The 15,467-nt window shown below is 30.5% G+C and carries 19 protein-coding genes; 6 read left to right on the top strand and 13 right to left on the bottom strand.

The features are described 5' to 3' along the window. Nucleotides 1–2 precede the first annotated feature (2 nt). Complete coding sequence (locus LQ688_RS02925) at nucleotides 3–761, bottom strand: threonine/serine exporter family protein (protein WP_016998416.1); 759 nt, start codon at nucleotides 759–761, stop codon at nucleotides 3–5. A gap of 224 nt (nucleotides 762–985) precedes the next feature. Here LQ688_RS02925 and LQ688_RS02920 point away from each other — a divergent pair, with 224 nt between their 5' ends. Beyond that, nucleotides 986–1,423 (top strand): MarR family winged helix-turn-helix transcriptional regulator, encoded by a 438-nt coding sequence (locus LQ688_RS02920; RefSeq protein WP_016998417.1) that lies wholly within the window; start codon nucleotides 986–988, stop codon nucleotides 1,421–1,423. 117 nt (nucleotides 1,424–1,540) lie between these two features. Here LQ688_RS02920 and LQ688_RS02915 read toward each other — a convergent pair whose 3' ends face one another. The 3 genes from LQ688_RS02915 to LQ688_RS02905 form a co-directional block, all read right to left on the bottom strand. Continuing rightward, complete coding sequence (locus tag LQ688_RS02915; RefSeq protein ID WP_016998418.1) at nucleotides 1,541–1,666, bottom strand: hypothetical protein; 126 nt, start codon at nucleotides 1,664–1,666, stop codon at nucleotides 1,541–1,543. Between the two features lie 14 nt (nucleotides 1,667–1,680). Beyond that, entirely contained in the window at nucleotides 1,681–2,568 is an 888-nt protein-coding gene (locus tag LQ688_RS02910) for a permease (RefSeq protein ID WP_082894565.1), read from the bottom strand. An 82-nt stretch (nucleotides 2,569–2,650) separates the two neighbouring features. After that, the gene (locus LQ688_RS02905) at nucleotides 2,651–2,971 is read right to left on the bottom strand and encodes an ArsR/SmtB family transcription factor (protein WP_239752613.1); all 321 of its coding nucleotides are present in this window, start codon (nucleotides 2,969–2,971) and stop codon (nucleotides 2,651–2,653) included. Between the two features lie 203 nt (nucleotides 2,972–3,174). Here LQ688_RS02905 and arsC point away from each other — a divergent pair, with 203 nt between their 5' ends. Next, entirely contained in the window at nucleotides 3,175–3,576 is a 402-nt protein-coding gene (gene arsC, locus LQ688_RS02900; protein ID WP_064210832.1) for an arsenate reductase (thioredoxin), read from the top strand. 44 nt (nucleotides 3,577–3,620) lie between these two features. Here the strand turns inward: arsC and LQ688_RS02895 are convergent, their stop codons facing one another. Further along, entirely contained in the window at nucleotides 3,621–3,971 is a 351-nt protein-coding gene (locus LQ688_RS02895; RefSeq protein ID WP_239752612.1) for an ArsR/SmtB family transcription factor, read from the bottom strand. A gap of 18 nt (nucleotides 3,972–3,989) precedes the next feature. Further along, nucleotides 3,990–4,607 (bottom strand): CadD family cadmium resistance transporter, encoded by a 618-nt coding sequence (locus LQ688_RS02890; protein WP_064205338.1) that lies wholly within the window; start codon nucleotides 4,605–4,607, stop codon nucleotides 3,990–3,992. 246 nt (nucleotides 4,608–4,853) lie between these two features. On the opposite strand from LQ688_RS02890, the gene LQ688_RS02885 reads away from it, so the two are divergent. Continuing rightward, the gene (locus LQ688_RS02885) at nucleotides 4,854–6,143 is read left to right on the top strand and encodes an oligosaccharide MFS transporter (RefSeq protein WP_239752611.1); all 1,290 of its coding nucleotides are present in this window, start codon (nucleotides 4,854–4,856) and stop codon (nucleotides 6,141–6,143) included. A 133-nt stretch (nucleotides 6,144–6,276) separates the two neighbouring features. Here the strand turns inward: LQ688_RS02885 and LQ688_RS02880 are convergent, their stop codons facing one another. From LQ688_RS02880 to LQ688_RS02865, 4 genes are all read right to left on the bottom strand, one after another. Continuing rightward, nucleotides 6,277–6,837 carry a DNA-3-methyladenine glycosylase I gene (locus LQ688_RS02880; RefSeq protein WP_239752610.1) on the bottom strand — a complete coding sequence of 187 codons (561 nt, stop codon included), beginning with the start codon at nucleotides 6,835–6,837 and terminating at the stop codon, nucleotides 6,277–6,279. 8 nt (nucleotides 6,838–6,845) lie between these two features. Then, nucleotides 6,846–7,331 (bottom strand): DUF1648 domain-containing protein, encoded by a 486-nt coding sequence (locus LQ688_RS02875; protein WP_135032560.1) that lies wholly within the window; start codon nucleotides 7,329–7,331, stop codon nucleotides 6,846–6,848. Nucleotides 7,332–7,426: 95 nt separating this feature from the next. Further along, on the bottom strand, nucleotides 7,427–8,641 hold the full coding sequence (locus tag LQ688_RS02870; protein WP_070045517.1) for a NupC/NupG family nucleoside CNT transporter: 1,215 nt from the start codon (nucleotides 8,639–8,641) through the stop codon (nucleotides 7,427–7,429). 186 nt (nucleotides 8,642–8,827) lie between these two features. Further along, entirely contained in the window at nucleotides 8,828–9,046 is a 219-nt protein-coding gene (locus LQ688_RS02865) for a hypothetical protein (protein WP_016998426.1), read from the bottom strand. A gap of 234 nt (nucleotides 9,047–9,280) precedes the next feature. On the opposite strand from LQ688_RS02865, the gene LQ688_RS02860 reads away from it, so the two are divergent. The 3 genes from LQ688_RS02860 (at nucleotide 9,281) to LQ688_RS02850 (ending at nucleotide 12,412) form a co-directional block, all read left to right on the top strand. Then, the gene (locus LQ688_RS02860; protein ID WP_064205341.1) at nucleotides 9,281–10,111 is read left to right on the top strand and encodes an aldo/keto reductase; all 831 of its coding nucleotides are present in this window, start codon (nucleotides 9,281–9,283) and stop codon (nucleotides 10,109–10,111) included. A gap of 144 nt (nucleotides 10,112–10,255) precedes the next feature. Then, a complete protein-coding gene (locus LQ688_RS02855; RefSeq protein WP_064211157.1) occupies nucleotides 10,256–11,188 on the top strand; it encodes an aldo/keto reductase in 933 nt (310 codons plus the stop codon). Nucleotides 11,189–11,371: 183 nt separating this feature from the next. Next, complete coding sequence (locus tag LQ688_RS02850; RefSeq protein ID WP_064211203.1) at nucleotides 11,372–12,412, top strand: NAD(P)/FAD-dependent oxidoreductase; 1,041 nt, start codon at nucleotides 11,372–11,374, stop codon at nucleotides 12,410–12,412. A gap of 245 nt (nucleotides 12,413–12,657) precedes the next feature. Here LQ688_RS02850 and LQ688_RS02845 read toward each other — a convergent pair whose 3' ends face one another. The 3 genes from LQ688_RS02845 to glpT all read right to left on the bottom strand — a co-directional run bounded on the left by LQ688_RS02845 (nucleotide 12,658) and on the right by glpT (nucleotide 15,333). Further along, nucleotides 12,658–12,828: a hypothetical protein gene (locus LQ688_RS02845; RefSeq protein WP_016998430.1), complete on the bottom strand. Its 171-nt coding sequence runs from the start codon at nucleotides 12,826–12,828 to the stop codon at nucleotides 12,658–12,660. A 15-nt stretch (nucleotides 12,829–12,843) separates the two neighbouring features. Beyond that, nucleotides 12,844–13,773, bottom strand: a complete 930-nt coding sequence (locus LQ688_RS02840) for an AraC family transcriptional regulator (RefSeq protein ID WP_016998431.1) — start codon at nucleotides 13,771–13,773, stop codon at nucleotides 12,844–12,846. 201 nt (nucleotides 13,774–13,974) lie between these two features. Next, the gene (glpT, locus tag LQ688_RS02835; RefSeq protein WP_016998432.1) at nucleotides 13,975–15,333 is read right to left on the bottom strand and encodes a glycerol-3-phosphate transporter; all 1,359 of its coding nucleotides are present in this window, start codon (nucleotides 15,331–15,333) and stop codon (nucleotides 13,975–13,977) included. Between the last annotated feature and the right edge of the window lie 134 nt (nucleotides 15,334–15,467).

Genomic DNA, 15,467 nt, shown 5'->3' with positions numbered 1-15,467 from the left:
TCTCAAAAGAAAATTAATAATATAATACCTACACCTGTTCCGATAGCAATAGAGGTAAAGGTCGCTTCTAACCCTTTAGAAATACCTACCAACAGTTGTCCTAGGAATAAATCTTGTATTGCACAAGTTATTAATACACCTGGTACAATTGGCATGACTGCTGATATGATAACGATATTAAGTGTATCTCCACCTAGCCACATTTGATTATAGATGGCAATTAAGGCAATTGCGGCGGCTGCAATAATCTCTGCAATAAATTTCACTCTCGTCCAAGAGTGCACTAATTCTACTATAGTATAACCTATAGCACCTGCTAAAAAGGTAGCCAATATATCTTGCATATCCCCACTATATAAATATAGAAAGAACAGTGATATAAATCCCGCTATAAAAAATTTAAGTTTCAGTGAGTAAGGTAAAGGTGAAGCATGTATTTTATTCAGTCTTTCCAATGCATCTATAGCAGTAATTTGTTCGTTCACGAGCATTCGTGATACATTATTCGCACGATGAATATCTCCCAAATTTGTATCTCTTTTACTAACACGATATACCCTAATATTATCGTTTACGTCTAAAGCAAAGTTGATGAATGTGGAACTAACATAACACTGGTTATTTGGATAGCCTAGATGTTTTGCCATTCTATACATCGTATCTTCTACTCTGAACGCTTCTGCTCCAGCTTCCAAAAGGACACGCCCAGCTTTCATTACAATTTCTTGAACTAACTCTTCAGGAACATTCTGTTTATCCATCCACCCACCACCTCACTTTGCTATACCTATAAGAATATCAAAAATTCAGCTGTAATTTAACTGAAAATTCAATATTTATTTATTTTCTATCTTATTTCCAAAAAATTCATATAAATAGTAAATTGAGCACCATAATTTATGCAATTTTATGAACATTTTTGTTACAACTTGACTTTGAACCCATTTCATAATAGGCTTAATTTTGACGTAAGGAGGATGATAAAATGGGTTTACCACCTATTGATAAACAAATTGGTTTCTTATTATATGTTGCGTCAAAAGAATTAATTAAAAAGTATACACCGTTATTAAAGAAATATAATTTAACTTATACTGGATATATCGTTCTTGTAGCTATAGATGAAAAAGAAGTGATCAATATCAAGACGTTAGGTGATAGATTATACCTAGATTCAGGTACTCTAACACCACTTTTAAAAAAATTAGAAGAAAAAGGATTCATTAACAGAGAAAGAGCGGTTAATGATGAAAGAAATTTACGTGTTTCTTTAACTCAACAAGGCATTGAAACACAAAGTGCCATTTTAGACGAAGTCGTCACTTCATTTAAAAAATTAGACATGGAAAATGAACAATACACAGAATTAAGAGACTCATTAGAGTACTTTATTGATAATACTTTAAGCAAAGATATTCAATAGAAAATTCACATCCACTAATTATTAAAACGCCCTTCAAAGTATACACTAAAAAAGTGAAAACTTAGAGGGCGTTTTTGTGTTGAAAGAGAAACATATTAGGTAAAAATTACTATACCTTTATTCATTAGATTGATTATTGTTATCTTCTTTGTTATCTTTACTATCATTTTTTTCCTCGAATTCTACAGAACAACACTCTTGTTCTTTAGGTTTTATCTTTTTAAACATATCTTTAATACTCAATTATCTCACCTCCTTTAAATAATAAGGTTAACGATTAAACCTGTTCCTATAGCTACTACTAAGATTGCCATAATAAAAGAAATTACAAATTTCTTCTGAAATAATTTAGATAGCAAAATGACTTCCGGAATACTAGCTCCTGCACCACCTATTATTAAAGCTACTACTGTGCCTACAGACATGCCTTTAGAAACTAACGCTTCAGCTATAGGGAGCATCGTTTCTGGTCTTATATACATCGGTATACCGATCACAGAAGCAATAATGACAGAAATAATACTGTCGCCACTCGCATATTGAGTAATGAATGCGGCTGGTATAAAACCATAAATGAAAGATCCTATAAACACGCCTATTAATAAATAAGGGAGCATTGGGTATAAAAAAGCCCACGCATCATTCAATGCTTGCTTAAAACGAGACCCTGTTTTATTAGCAAAAAATCCATCACCTTTTACATTTATACCTTTATAACTATTCGCTAATTTCATTTTTGAAAATACAAATCCTGTTAAAATACTCAAAATCGCTATTACGATTAAATAAACAATCGCAACTTGCCAACCTAATAACACCCATAACATAAATATCATAAGCGGATTCATTAAAGGAGAAGCTATCAAAAAGCTAATCGCTGGTCCAAAAGATACTTTTGAGTTCAATAGTCCCGCAAGTATAGGAATTGTAGAACAAGAACAAAAAGGTGTAATAGCACCAAATATCATCCCATATATGTAATTAATGGTTTGATTAGGCTTACTTAAGAAATTTTTAATCTTTTCTTCTGAAACTATTTGTTGAATCAAACTCACAATGAAACTAACTATTATAAATAAAGTCAATAGTTCTAAAAATAACATTACAAATGTTTTCAAAAATTCTATTATTTGCTCCACTTTCACATCTAACCTCCATTTTAATTAATCAATTTTTATTGATATATAAATCAAGAAAAATTGATTAATTGTTTTTAAAAGAAGATACTTAAAGTATCTTACAACAAGTATGTTCATTTAATACTACCTGTATTTGTTTTTCATTAATTTTATAATAATTCCAAGTACCATGCTTTTCAGCAATTAGAATATTCGCATTCACTAATTTCTTTAAATGATAAGAAAGTTTAGATTGTTTCAAATTCAATAATTCCTCTAAATCACAAACACATAAAGATTTGGAAGTACTTTGACTTATAGATTTCAATATTTTAAGTCTAATCTTGTCAGCAAGAGCGTTAAACAAATTTTCATAAAAATCTAATTGTTCTTCGTCATCTAAATTTGAATTGGTTTTAATAATTTCCATAAAACACACTCCTCCCTTATATATATTTAATATAGTTATTACATCAACTTTTTTTGATATAATAACTATAAATTAGATTTTCCAACATTGCAAGTCAAACAATTAACATAGACCTATACCTATATAGATGGTACTCTATTAATAGTTTAGGTTATATATTTATACCTAATGTTTACTATATACTAAAAATGAGGACAATAATTATGACTAACAAAACAATTTATTTTATATGTACTGGTAACTCTTGTCGTAGCCAAATGGCTGAAGGTTGGGGTAAATCTTTACTAGGTGAAGGATGGAATGTATATTCTGCTGGTATAGAAACGCACGGTGTAAATCCTAAGGCAATTCAAGCTATGAAAGAAGTAGACATTGATATTTCAGAACAAACGTCTGATTTAATTGATAATAATATCCTGAAACAATCTGATTTAGTAGTAACATTATGTAGTGATGCAGATAATAACTGCCCTACTATACCAGCCAGTGTCAAAAAAGAACATTGGGGATTTGATGATCCAGCAGGTAAAGATTGGTCAGAATTTCAACGCGTCAGAGATGAAATTGGCGACAGAATAAAACAATTTAAAGAAGTATCGGAATAATAATCTTGTTTGTAACTAAAGGCTGAGACATATGTCTCAGCCTTTTATTTTATAATTATTAAATGTTGTAATAACAATGATTTTATTTCGTTATCTTTAATAAAATAGTAAGCCACCTTCCCCTTTTTATAAAAATTAAGTACATCATTTTTATATAAATTTCTCAAATGATGAGAGGTAGATGCAATACTCATATTTAATGTTACCGATAAATCGCATACACACAACTCTTTTTCTTGAATTAAAGCTAATATAATTTTCAATTTGTTTTCATCACTTATCTTTAGTAATGTATTAATTAATTTTTGTGATTTATCTTCATTTATAAACTTCATAGCATTTTCAACTTTCTCTTCATGAATACAAATCACATCACAAGTAATTGTTTTATCCATTTAAATCACTATCCTTTATCATAATATAAAGCTTAACAATGTTGAAATAGTTTTATTTTCAATAACAATAAATACTCCCAAGGCTATATAAATAACAGCCATAATCCAACGACTAAATTTCTCTACAACTTCACCAATTCCAGGTATATTTGCTAAATTCTGAGCTGTGAATACTAAAATAAAAATTAATGTCACAAATACTAACAAAGTGGTTAACAATTCAATACTATTTAACGTTACAAAATATGGAACAAAAAGCCCGATATTATCAGCACCACAACTTGCTATCGTAACTAAAACTACAGTACCAACTAATTTTGATAAACCTTTATTATTTAATTCTTTCTTGGCTCTTTTTTCTCCCTCACAATCATCATAAATAGCTACTTTAATACCTAAATATATAGGAATTAGACCCAGCAAACCTAAAATCCATTTTTCTGGAACATAATTTAATACAAATGCTAAAAATAAACTCACAATTATTAATATGAGAGAACCTAAATATTGTCCAATATAAATATCTTTATATTCTTTTTTAGTGTTTGCCTTAGCAAAATAAATTAAAAGAATTACTAATAAATCAACTGCAGTAGCAACATAAAGCACTGTAGCAGTTATTATTGTCTGAAACATAACACACCTCATTCAAATATATATTTGAATGTATTATAACACTATCCATTGTAAAATCATAAACAGCTATACTCTATTCCCACTTTAATCCCCTTCTTACTCACTCCTTTTATACATACATCCTCTTTACTATTTGGAATCAAGGCTAATATTATATTTATGTCAACCGGTTGATATTCAATTATTGTAAATATATAATACTTTTAACGAAAACGTTTTCAAATAAAGTTAAAGAGGAGAACTGGTATGAACAAGTATTTTCAAAACTTCCAAAATGTTTCTTATTTACAAAGTTCTATGACAATGTTTTTTTATTTTGCATCATGGTCTATTTGGTGGTCTCTATTCCAAATTTGGCTTGCATCAGAAGATAATGGTTTAGGATTATCAGGTAGAGAAATCGGTACAATATATTCTGTAAACTCATTTGTAACAATTTTATTTTTATTTGGTTATGGAATAATACAAGATAAGCTTGTTATTAAAAGAACATTAATTATTTTCTGTGCTTCTATGTCTGTATTAGTTGGTCCATTTTTTACTTTAATATATAAAAGTTTGATTCAAAATCATTTCTTTATTGGTATAATAGTAGGTTCTATATTCCTTTCTGCTGGATTCCTCTCTGCAACTGGTGTTTACGAAACAGTTTCAGAGAAACTAAGCCGTTTATTTAATTTTAAATACGGTCAAGCTAGAGCTTGGGGTTCTGTTGGATATGCGATATCAGCTTTAGTTGCAGGTCATTTGTTTGTTATAGATCCTGAGCTTAATTTTTGGTTAGGTTCTTTAATAGCTTTAGTACTATTATTAATTCTTATTTTTTGGAGATCTAAAAGTGAGAAGGTTAAAATTAGAAATTTACGAGATAATCCTGGGGACGATGCTATACCATCAGCTCGAGACTTCATGAGGACACTTAAAATGAAACATCTGTGGATTGTAATGTTGTTCATTATGTTTACAGCTACTTTCTACGGTATTTATGATGGGCAAATGTTCCCAGATTTCTATACAAAACTATTTGATGATCCAAAAACTGGGCAAACTATGTATGGTAATTTAAATGCTATTCAAGTGTTCTGTGAAGCTTTAATGATGGGGGTTGTTCCTATTATCATGATGAAAATAGGAGTAAAACCTACATTGATGCTTGGCGTTTCAGTCATGTTTCTTAGAATAGGTTTAAGCGCTGCTACCGATAGTACTGTTTTAATGTCTATGATTAAAATGATGCATGCGTTAGAAGTACCATTATTCATGTTACCGGCATTTAGATATATCACATTACACTTCGATCCAAAGTTATCAGCAACACTATATCTAGTAGGTTTACAAATATCTGGACAAATCGGTTCAGTAATACTTTCTACACCATTAGGTATGTTAAGAGATGCTGTTGGTTACAATTATACATTTATCATTATTTCTGTCATCGTAATGGTTGCAGGTATATTCGGGCTGTTTATGCTGAAAAATGATGATGAAATGGTCGATGGAGATGCGTTTATTAGAAATGCTCAAATAACGAATTAATATAGTTCTTCTTTTCTCTTGGAAACAAAAAAGATAAATAAAACGAGTCTGGAACATTTTTAATGTTTCAGACTCGTTTGTTATATTGTAAGAACTGTTTTTTTAAATAAGGTTTCTGTCCCACTCCCTAATTTTATCTATTATAAGTATGGAAAGGACAAGTTATAATATGATCATCAATTATGCCTATGCTTTGTAGAAAAGAATATACGATTTTTGGGCCGACAAACTTAAATCCACGCTTTTTCAAGTCTTTACTAAGTTGAATGGATAGTTCTGATTCTGCAGGTACTTCATTAATATCCTTCCATTCGTTTATTATAGGTTCATTTTTTACATAAGACCATAAAAAGTTAGATAAACTGCCCCACTCTTCTTGAAGTTTTAGCACTTGCACTGCATTGTTTCGAACGGACTTTAACTTTCCCATATGTTTTATGACATTATATTGTTCTTTAATGTCTTCAATTTCTTTGTCAGTTAGTTCGGAACATTTTTTTATATCGAAGTTATGAAAGGCTTCTTGATAATCTTTTCGTTTTTGAATGACAGTTTCCCATGACAATCCTGCTTGAGCACCTTCTAGAGATAGCATTTCAAATATATATTGGTCATCTTTACTCACCCTACACCATTCATTTTTGTGATAATCTTTCATTAAGTCGCTTTTAGGCCAAGTGCATTCTTGAATCATTCCATCACCTATTCTTCTTTTTTCTTCTTATCTAAATCATAATTATGTATCATAGATAATAAAATTGTTACACCAAATATACCCAATATAATTATTGCTTCCCACATTCCTAGGTTAAATGGCTTACCGTATGCCGTATATATATCTTTAATAGCTAGATATGAAAATAAGGCAACTGTTTCAAATTTCAGAACATCTATTAAAAACTTAGCACTTGAAATCTGCTCGTTACTCGGTGGACCATATAATGTAGAAACATTTATATACCGATCCAATTTAGTCCCACGTGTTATGAAATGTAATACTCCCCAGATTATTATACCTAAAGTTGGTAAAAAGAAAATAAAGGCTTTTGTAGCCCAAGCATCCGCTTCGCCTGAGACATTATAATGACTTGGAATTTCACTAGGCAACGAAGGATAATTAATCAATATAATTAATAGAGTAGCAATCCATAAACATATACCAGAAATATCTAAAACACGTTTAACCACGGTTTGTCCTCCTTATTAAAAAAAGCAACAAGTACACTATATGTGCTTGCTGCTTTTAAAATTAACTTATTAAATAGATTATCGCTTATTTAAGTTTACCAAGCAAATAATCCGACGAATGCTGCTGTTAATAGTGATACTAATATACCTGATAACAACATCATTGGCACATATTTAGAAACAAAGTTAGATACATCATCTTTAACGATACCTTTTAAAGTACCAATTATCATTCCAATTGTAGAGAAGTTAGCAAATGATACTAAGAATGTACTGATAACTGCAGCTCTATGTGTAGAATATTCACCTATTTCTTTACTGATAGTGCTCATAACTACGAACTCATTCGTTACAATTTTGAGCGCCATTTGTTGTGCTACAACCCAAGCTTCTCCGAACGGCAAGCCTAATAGCAATGCAAATGGATACATAAAGATACCAAGTATATACTCTAATCTTATTTCTGGTAAATATGGAATAGGATCCATAATGCCTAATAATTTATTTATCAAGTCTGCTATCGCAACAAATGCAATAACGAATGCAATAATGATTAATACCAATTTGCCGGCGTTAATAACTGAATCTCCTAAGAATGAGAAGAATGGTTGTTTTTCTCCTTCGTCTATTTCAGCTACTACATCCTCTTCTGGATCTAAATCAAATGGATTTAATATTGTTGTAACGATGATTGCATTAATGATGTTTAATGGAATCGCTGTTAATACAAATTCTCCCGGAATCATTTGTATGTAAGAACCAACAATCGCACCTGAAACGGAACTCATAGACATCATTGCAACTGTTAATACTCTCACTTTATTCATAGATGTTAATTGTTTAGATGATACTGCTAAAGCTTCTGTGTTTCCTAAAAACATCATTTCAATTGAGAAGAATGATTCAAATTTAGGTTGTCTTGTTATTTTTGAAATGACTAAACCTAAGAATGAGATAAATTTAGGTAATATACCTAAGTACATTAAAATATCAAATACTGGTACTACAAGTAGAATTGGTAATAAAGCAGAAACTGCCATATCCATTTTTCCTGGTCCCGGTGCTACAAAACTGTCGAATGCAAACCCAATACCTGAGAATGCAGACTCTAATAACCATGACACGCCATCTGCCGCACTTTTAACAAATTTTGCCCCGAATGAAAATTGAGTGAAGAACCATGCTAATACTAAGTTAATAACAATAAGTATTAGAACCGATTTCCAATCAATATTCTTCTTATCCCTAGAAAAAAGAAAAGCGACTCCAATGAATATTAACAAACCAATTATATTGATGATTAAAAACATCGTTATTTGTCCACCTTTATGATTAATTAAAAACAACATCATTATACCATGCATAACCTATGTATGTTACTAGATTTAAGAAAGAATTTTACAAATTTTTAATAAATTATGACATATAAAAAGCAATTGAGCACAGTGGCTCAATTGCTATAACTTTTAATCATTATTTGCTTTATATTCTTTTTGTTATTTGTATGTTTGGTCAAATTGATCAAATTGATTAATAGATTGATCGCATTTCATACTTATAGCTAAATACACTATATAACCAGAAACCAGTACCATGATTAAAGTATAAACTGTTAACACATAAATATTTGAAATAATAAATGTATTAAACAGCAACAACATGAGTATCAATATCGCATCTATAATGCTTAATGAAATGACACATACGCGTTCCATACTAACCCTTCTTTACTTCATAATATGACCTCTAGCTCATAGCTATACTGTCTTACGCAATGAGATACATGTTACTACAAAGTTATAGTGAATTCAATACGTTTTCAAGAAGTTTTTTCAAAAGAATTTTACCGACTTTTATTTATTTTTGAAATCTAAAAATTCAATCTATTTATTATAATATGATATAGTTTGATATATAGTAAACATAAAAATATTGGAGGCGTTTTTTTCATGGAAAATTATAATTTAATTGATGGACACGTAATACCTCAAGTCGGTTTTGGTACATATAAATTGAATGGCGCATCAGGTGTTCATGCAATTGTAAATGCACTTAACAATGGTTATAGAGTATTAGATACTGCATATAACTATGAAAATGAAGGTACTGTAGGTAAAGCGATGCAGCAAAGTCATGTTAGTCGCGATCAAATTATTGTTACCTCTAAATTACCTGGTCGCTATCATAGTTATGAGCAAGCAGCTAGAACAATTCAAGAATCTATATACCGTCTTGGCGTTGAGTACATTGATTTATATTTAATTCATTGGCCAAATCCTAAACAAGGTTTATACGTAGAAGCTTGGAAGGCATTAATTGAAGCTCAAAAAATGGGACTGGTAAAATCAATTGGTGTTTGTAACTTCTTACCAGAACATCTTGAAACTTTAGAAAAAGAAACAGGTGTACTACCGGCTGTTAACCAAATTGAACTGCATCCATACTTTAATCAAAAAGATGCTATTAAATATCATGAAGAAAAAGGCATCATAACTGAAGCATGGAGCCCGTTAGGTCGTGCATCAGAAGTTATTCACGATAAAAACATCGAACAAATCGCAGAAAAATATAATAAAACAATTCCACAAATTATATTAAAATGGCATGTGCAAAATGGTGTAGTTCCAATTCCTAAGTCAACATCAAACGCAAGACAAATACAAAATCTTGATATTTTCGACTTCTACTTAGAATCAGAAGATTTACACACTATAGACAATTTAACTAAATCTGATGGTAGACTAAAAGACCAAGATCCAGCAGAATACGAAGAGTTTTAATAACAAAATTAATTAAAGGAGTCTGGGTCATAAATAATTGTTCCAGACTCTCTTTTTGTATTGGCAGTAGCTTTAAGCATTAACCTTTAAATAAGTCTTAGTTAAATGATAAGGTATATATATAAAAGATAAGGAGTGATTTTTGTGACAGAGCTTTCAAAATTAGGTAAAACAGATATCAAAGTTAATCCAATTGGTTTAGGTACAAATGCTGTTGGTGGGCACAATTTATATCCAAATCTTGATGAAGAACAAGGTAAAGATGTTGTGAGAGCAGCAATTGAAAATGGTGTTACCCTTCTAGATACTGCGTTTATATATGGACCAGGTCGTTCTGAAGAACTCGTTGGAGAAGTTGTCAAAGAATACAATAGAGAAGATGTTGTAATCGCAACTAAGGGTGCTCATTATTTTGACGGCGATGAAACAAAACTCTCCAATGACCCTGAATTTTTAAAAGAACAAGTGGAAAATAGTCTAAAAAGATTACAAACTGATTATATAGATTTATATTATATACATTTTCCAGATGATGACACACCAAAAGATAAAGCAGTAGCAACACTACAAGAATTAAAAGAACAAGGTAAAATTAAAGCAATTGGTGTTTCAAACTTTAGTTTAGAACAATTAAAAGAAGCAAATAAAGATGGACATGTTGATGTCGTACAATTAGAATATAACTTATTAAATAGAGAAAACGAAGAAATTTTAAATTATACAGCAGAAAACAATATTACTTTTATCCCTTACTTCCCATTGGTTTCTGGACTATTAGCGGGTAAATATGATGAAAATACAACATTTAATGACTTAAGAGCAGATAATCCAGAATTCCAAGGTGAACGATTTAAAGAAAATCTTAAAAAAGTCGATAAATTACGTGATATTGCTAAAGAACACAATGTTGAAGTTGCACACATTGTACTTGCTTTCTATTTAACAAAACCATCATTAGATGTTATTATTCCAGGTGCTAAACGTAAAGACCAAGTCATCGATAATTTAAAAACTTTAGATGTAAAATTAACAAAAGAAAACTTAGATACAATTGAAAAATTATTCCCAGTTGAATAATTTTTAGGATTTAACTGAAAATAAAATATTATATATTCGAAATTACCCACCTAAATTATAACTTTAGTGGGTAATTTTTTATTTATTAAATTATTACAATCTATTCAATGATATTGATTATCATTTGCAGATGTAGGATAATACTCGTAAGTAGAAAAATAGGAGGAATCACGATTTATGAATATAACAGACGTTACGATTATTGGCGGGGGTCCAGCAGGTTTGTTCGCAAGCTTCTATTCGGGATTAAGAGGAATGAGCGTAAGAATTGTTGATTTCCAAGATAAATTGGGTGGGAAAATGCATGTGTATCCAGAAAAAGTTATATGGGATATTGGTGCACTTGCTCCAAAACCTTGTTATGAAGTTATACAAGATCTAGTAGAACAAGGATTACATTTTAATCCTGAAGTATGTTTAGGGGAAAAAGTAGTAGACATTCAAAAAGTAGAAGAACAACATTTCATAATATCCACAGATAAAGACAATGAATATCATTCAAAATCTATAATTATTGCTGTCGGTGGCGGAATTATTAAACCACTTACACTTGATATAGAAGGTGCAGAGCGTTTTGAACTATCAAACTTAAACTATGTTGTACAATCTATCCAAAAATATAAAGATAAACATATATTAATTTCAGGTGCTGGGAACTCAGCTCTAGACTGGGCTTGTGACCTATCAGAATATGCTAAAAGTGTTACAATCTGTTATAGAAAAGAAGAAATATCAGGTCACGAACACATGAAAAATCTCCTAGAAAAATTAGACGTTATTAAGAAACCTAGTATGGTCATCAAACAGTTAAACAGTCAGCCAGATAAACCTGTTATTTCAGAAGTTGTGTTAGAACATGTTGAAACGAAAGAACAAGAAGTTGTTCCAGTTGAAGAAGTGATTATTAGTCATGGTTTCGATCGTGAATCTGAATTGCTACACAATGCACAAACAAAAGTTAACTTAGTAAATGATTTCTTTATTGAAGGCTTAGGTAATACACAAACGTCAGTACAAGGTATCTTTGGTGCTGGAGATATTCTTAAACACGATGCAAAAGCACACCTTATCGCATCATGTTTCAATGACGCAGCTAATGCAGCAAACTTAGCTAAAAGTTATATAGATCCTGAAGCACAGGCAGGCGGCCGTGTATCAAGCCACAACGATATTTTTAAAGAAAAAAATAAAGAAGTTATTAAAAAATATATTTCACAATCATAAATGTATAGCAAACCACCGATTCATTATTTGAATCGGTGGTTTTAATTAGACTGAGTATGTTAATGGGAGATCAAATGTTGCACGTGAACCTCGTCTTGCAACATTCTCACCTTATATGTTGCACGTGAACCTCGTCTTGCAACATTCTCACCTTATATGTTGCACGTGAACCTCGTCTTGCAACATTCTCACCTTATATGTTGCATGTGTACCTCGTCTTGCTACATAGAACTTCATATATGTGTTCAACTCAAATATACTAAACTATAAACAAGCATGATAATACCTCCAAGCAACATAGCTATACTTGGTAAAAGGTTCTTTTTCTTATTTTCATTATTATCTGTTATGTCTTTTATTATAGAAGTCACCGCTATGATAATTAACATTATCATAGCAATATATGCTACTATCATCTTCTTGTCTCCTTTTTATTTTAACAATAACATTTCTTTATCTTGTTGAATATCTGTATTTATATATGTTGTTTTAAAATATTTTAGATACGATTTAATTTCATCTATACTTAGTTTCTTTTCGTAGTCTATTTCGTTATAAAAATTTTGTCTTGCAAATTTCGTGTTTTCACTCTGAAACATTGTTCGATACTTTTTAGGTGTTATACCATAATGTAATTTAAATGAGCTAATGTATGCTGACACGTTATAAAATCCATGTTTTTCTGATATATCAATGACTTTTTCATTTGTATGAATCAAATCGTAAATACTATTCAATAACCTAATATCCGTTAAATAATCTTTAAAATTCATACCCATTTGTTCTTTAAACATTTTTGAAAAATAAGACTCCGATAAATGATATTTAGATGTAAAAGTGTTCATAGTGATTTTCTCATTATAGTTAATATAAATATAGTTCTTGATTTCTTCGATGACAGGGTGTAAACCTTCAGTAGAAATTGTGTCCATATCATAAGAAAATTCGAAACTCGTTTTTATATTCTCTACTATATATAGTAATGTTTTTAATATTTTAATATTTTTATCGTCATCTTTTGTTAAATATATACTGCAAAGTTGAATTAACTGCTCTCTCAGTTGAATCGTTTCTGATTGGTTTTTCAATTGGAATTGATTAGTTAATAATTCAGGAATAAGGTTATCAAGTAGTGATTCATAAAAATGTATTTGTACGACGATATTTCCTTCAGAAACATCCAACTTATAACATTCATTATGCTTCAATAAAAATATTTCTCCTTCTCGATAAGTTGTACTTTCAGAATTGATGGTCAACATAACTTGCCCTTTTAACACCACAAAGAAAGATAATCCATTATGATTTCTATATTTAGTTGCAGAGTATTTAAAGTATTTGATTTCGTATATATTTTTCATACCAAAAACTCCTAATAAAATATTTTTTTATTTTTAAAAGCATTGCTAAATTTAGCATTAATATTTTAACTTGTTTTACAATAAATTGAAATTAAATTCTTTATATTTTTTGAATTTTTTTGTTTTATTAGATAATGAAAAATACACTCTAAAAAATGAAACCATCCATCTTTTAGAGTGTATTATATATTTTATAGTATTTTATTTTACAATTTCTTGTCCGCGTTTATTCCATGTGAATATAAAGCTCAACATTGCTAACACACTTACAATTGTTAACAATAAGAAACCAGAATCCCATCCTAAGTTATCCACAACAAGACCCATGATAATATTAGCCATAACTGCACCACCTAAATAGCCAAACAAACCTGTTAGTCCTGCTGCAGTACCTGCCGCTTTTTTAGGTACATAGTCTAATGCTTGTAAGCCAATTAACATTACTGGTCCATAGATTAAAAAGCCTATTGCGATTAAAGCAATATTATCCACCAATGGATTTCCAGGAGGATTTAGCCAATAAATAACAACGGCTATTGTTACACCTAACATGAATATAAAGCCAGCTGGTCCCCTTCTACCTTTAAATACTTTATCTGAAATATATCCACATAATAATGTACCTGGTATACCTGCCCATTCATATAAGAAGTAAGCCCAACCAGATGCATTTAAATTAAAATCTTTTTCTTCGCTTAAATAAGTTGGAGCCCAATCAAGCACACCATACCTTACAAAATAAACAAATATATTTGCAATTGCTATCATCCAAACCCATTTATTATTTAGTACATATTTAAACAATATTTCTTTAGTTGTCAGTTCTACTTCTAATGTTTCTCTGTTTTCATTTGGATAATCTTGTCTATAATCTTCAATTGGTGGTAACCCCATCGATTGAGGTGTATCTCTAACAAGAATATATGAAACTAAAGCAATAATTAGTGCGAGTATTGCTGGATAAATAAATGCCCCTTCGAATCCTTTTAAATATCCAAATGAAAGTGTACCAGTGATAGAGATACCTAATAGAGCAAGTGGAGCCATTAACCCGCCACCCACATTATGTGCAACGTTCCAAATTGCAGTCTTACTTCCACGTTCACTCACACTATACCAATGTACAAGCACTCTGCCTGATGGCGGCCATCCCATACCTTGGAACCAACCGTTTAGGAATAGCATGATAAACATAATCGTAACGCTTGATGTTAAGACAGGAATAAAACCCATCAATAAGTTAACAATAGCAGTTAATACAAGTCCTAAAGTTAAAAATATTCTCGCATTACTCCGGTCACTAATGGTTGCCATAACAAATTTACTAAACCCGTAAGCGATTGAAATAGCTGATAAGGCAAAACCTAATTCTGATTTGCTAAATCCTTCATCAATTAAAGCAGGCATCGCGAGTGAAAAGTTCTTACGTAATAAATAATAACCTGCATACCCTAAGAAGATCCCAATAAATACTTGGAGTCTCAGTTTTTTATACGTATCGTCTACTTCTTCTTTAGGTAAAGGTTCAATATGTTTAGCTGGCTTTAGAAAATTGAACATGCTTTAAACCTCCTCGAATATTAATTTTTTGTAAAGTTTGTTAAGAAATTGTAAAATCTCGTTTCTTAACCCAATAATAGATATTGGTATTGCTAAAGTCAATGACATTTAAACTATTTTATTTTGATACTTTT

It is taken from the genome of Mammaliicoccus sp. J-M40 (assembly GCF_022386395.1).
GTDB lineage: Bacteria > Bacillota > Bacilli > Staphylococcales > Staphylococcaceae > Mammaliicoccus > Mammaliicoccus lentus.
Note: the sequence above shows the minus strand (reverse complement) of the source record. Positions and strands in the feature narration are given on the sequence as shown.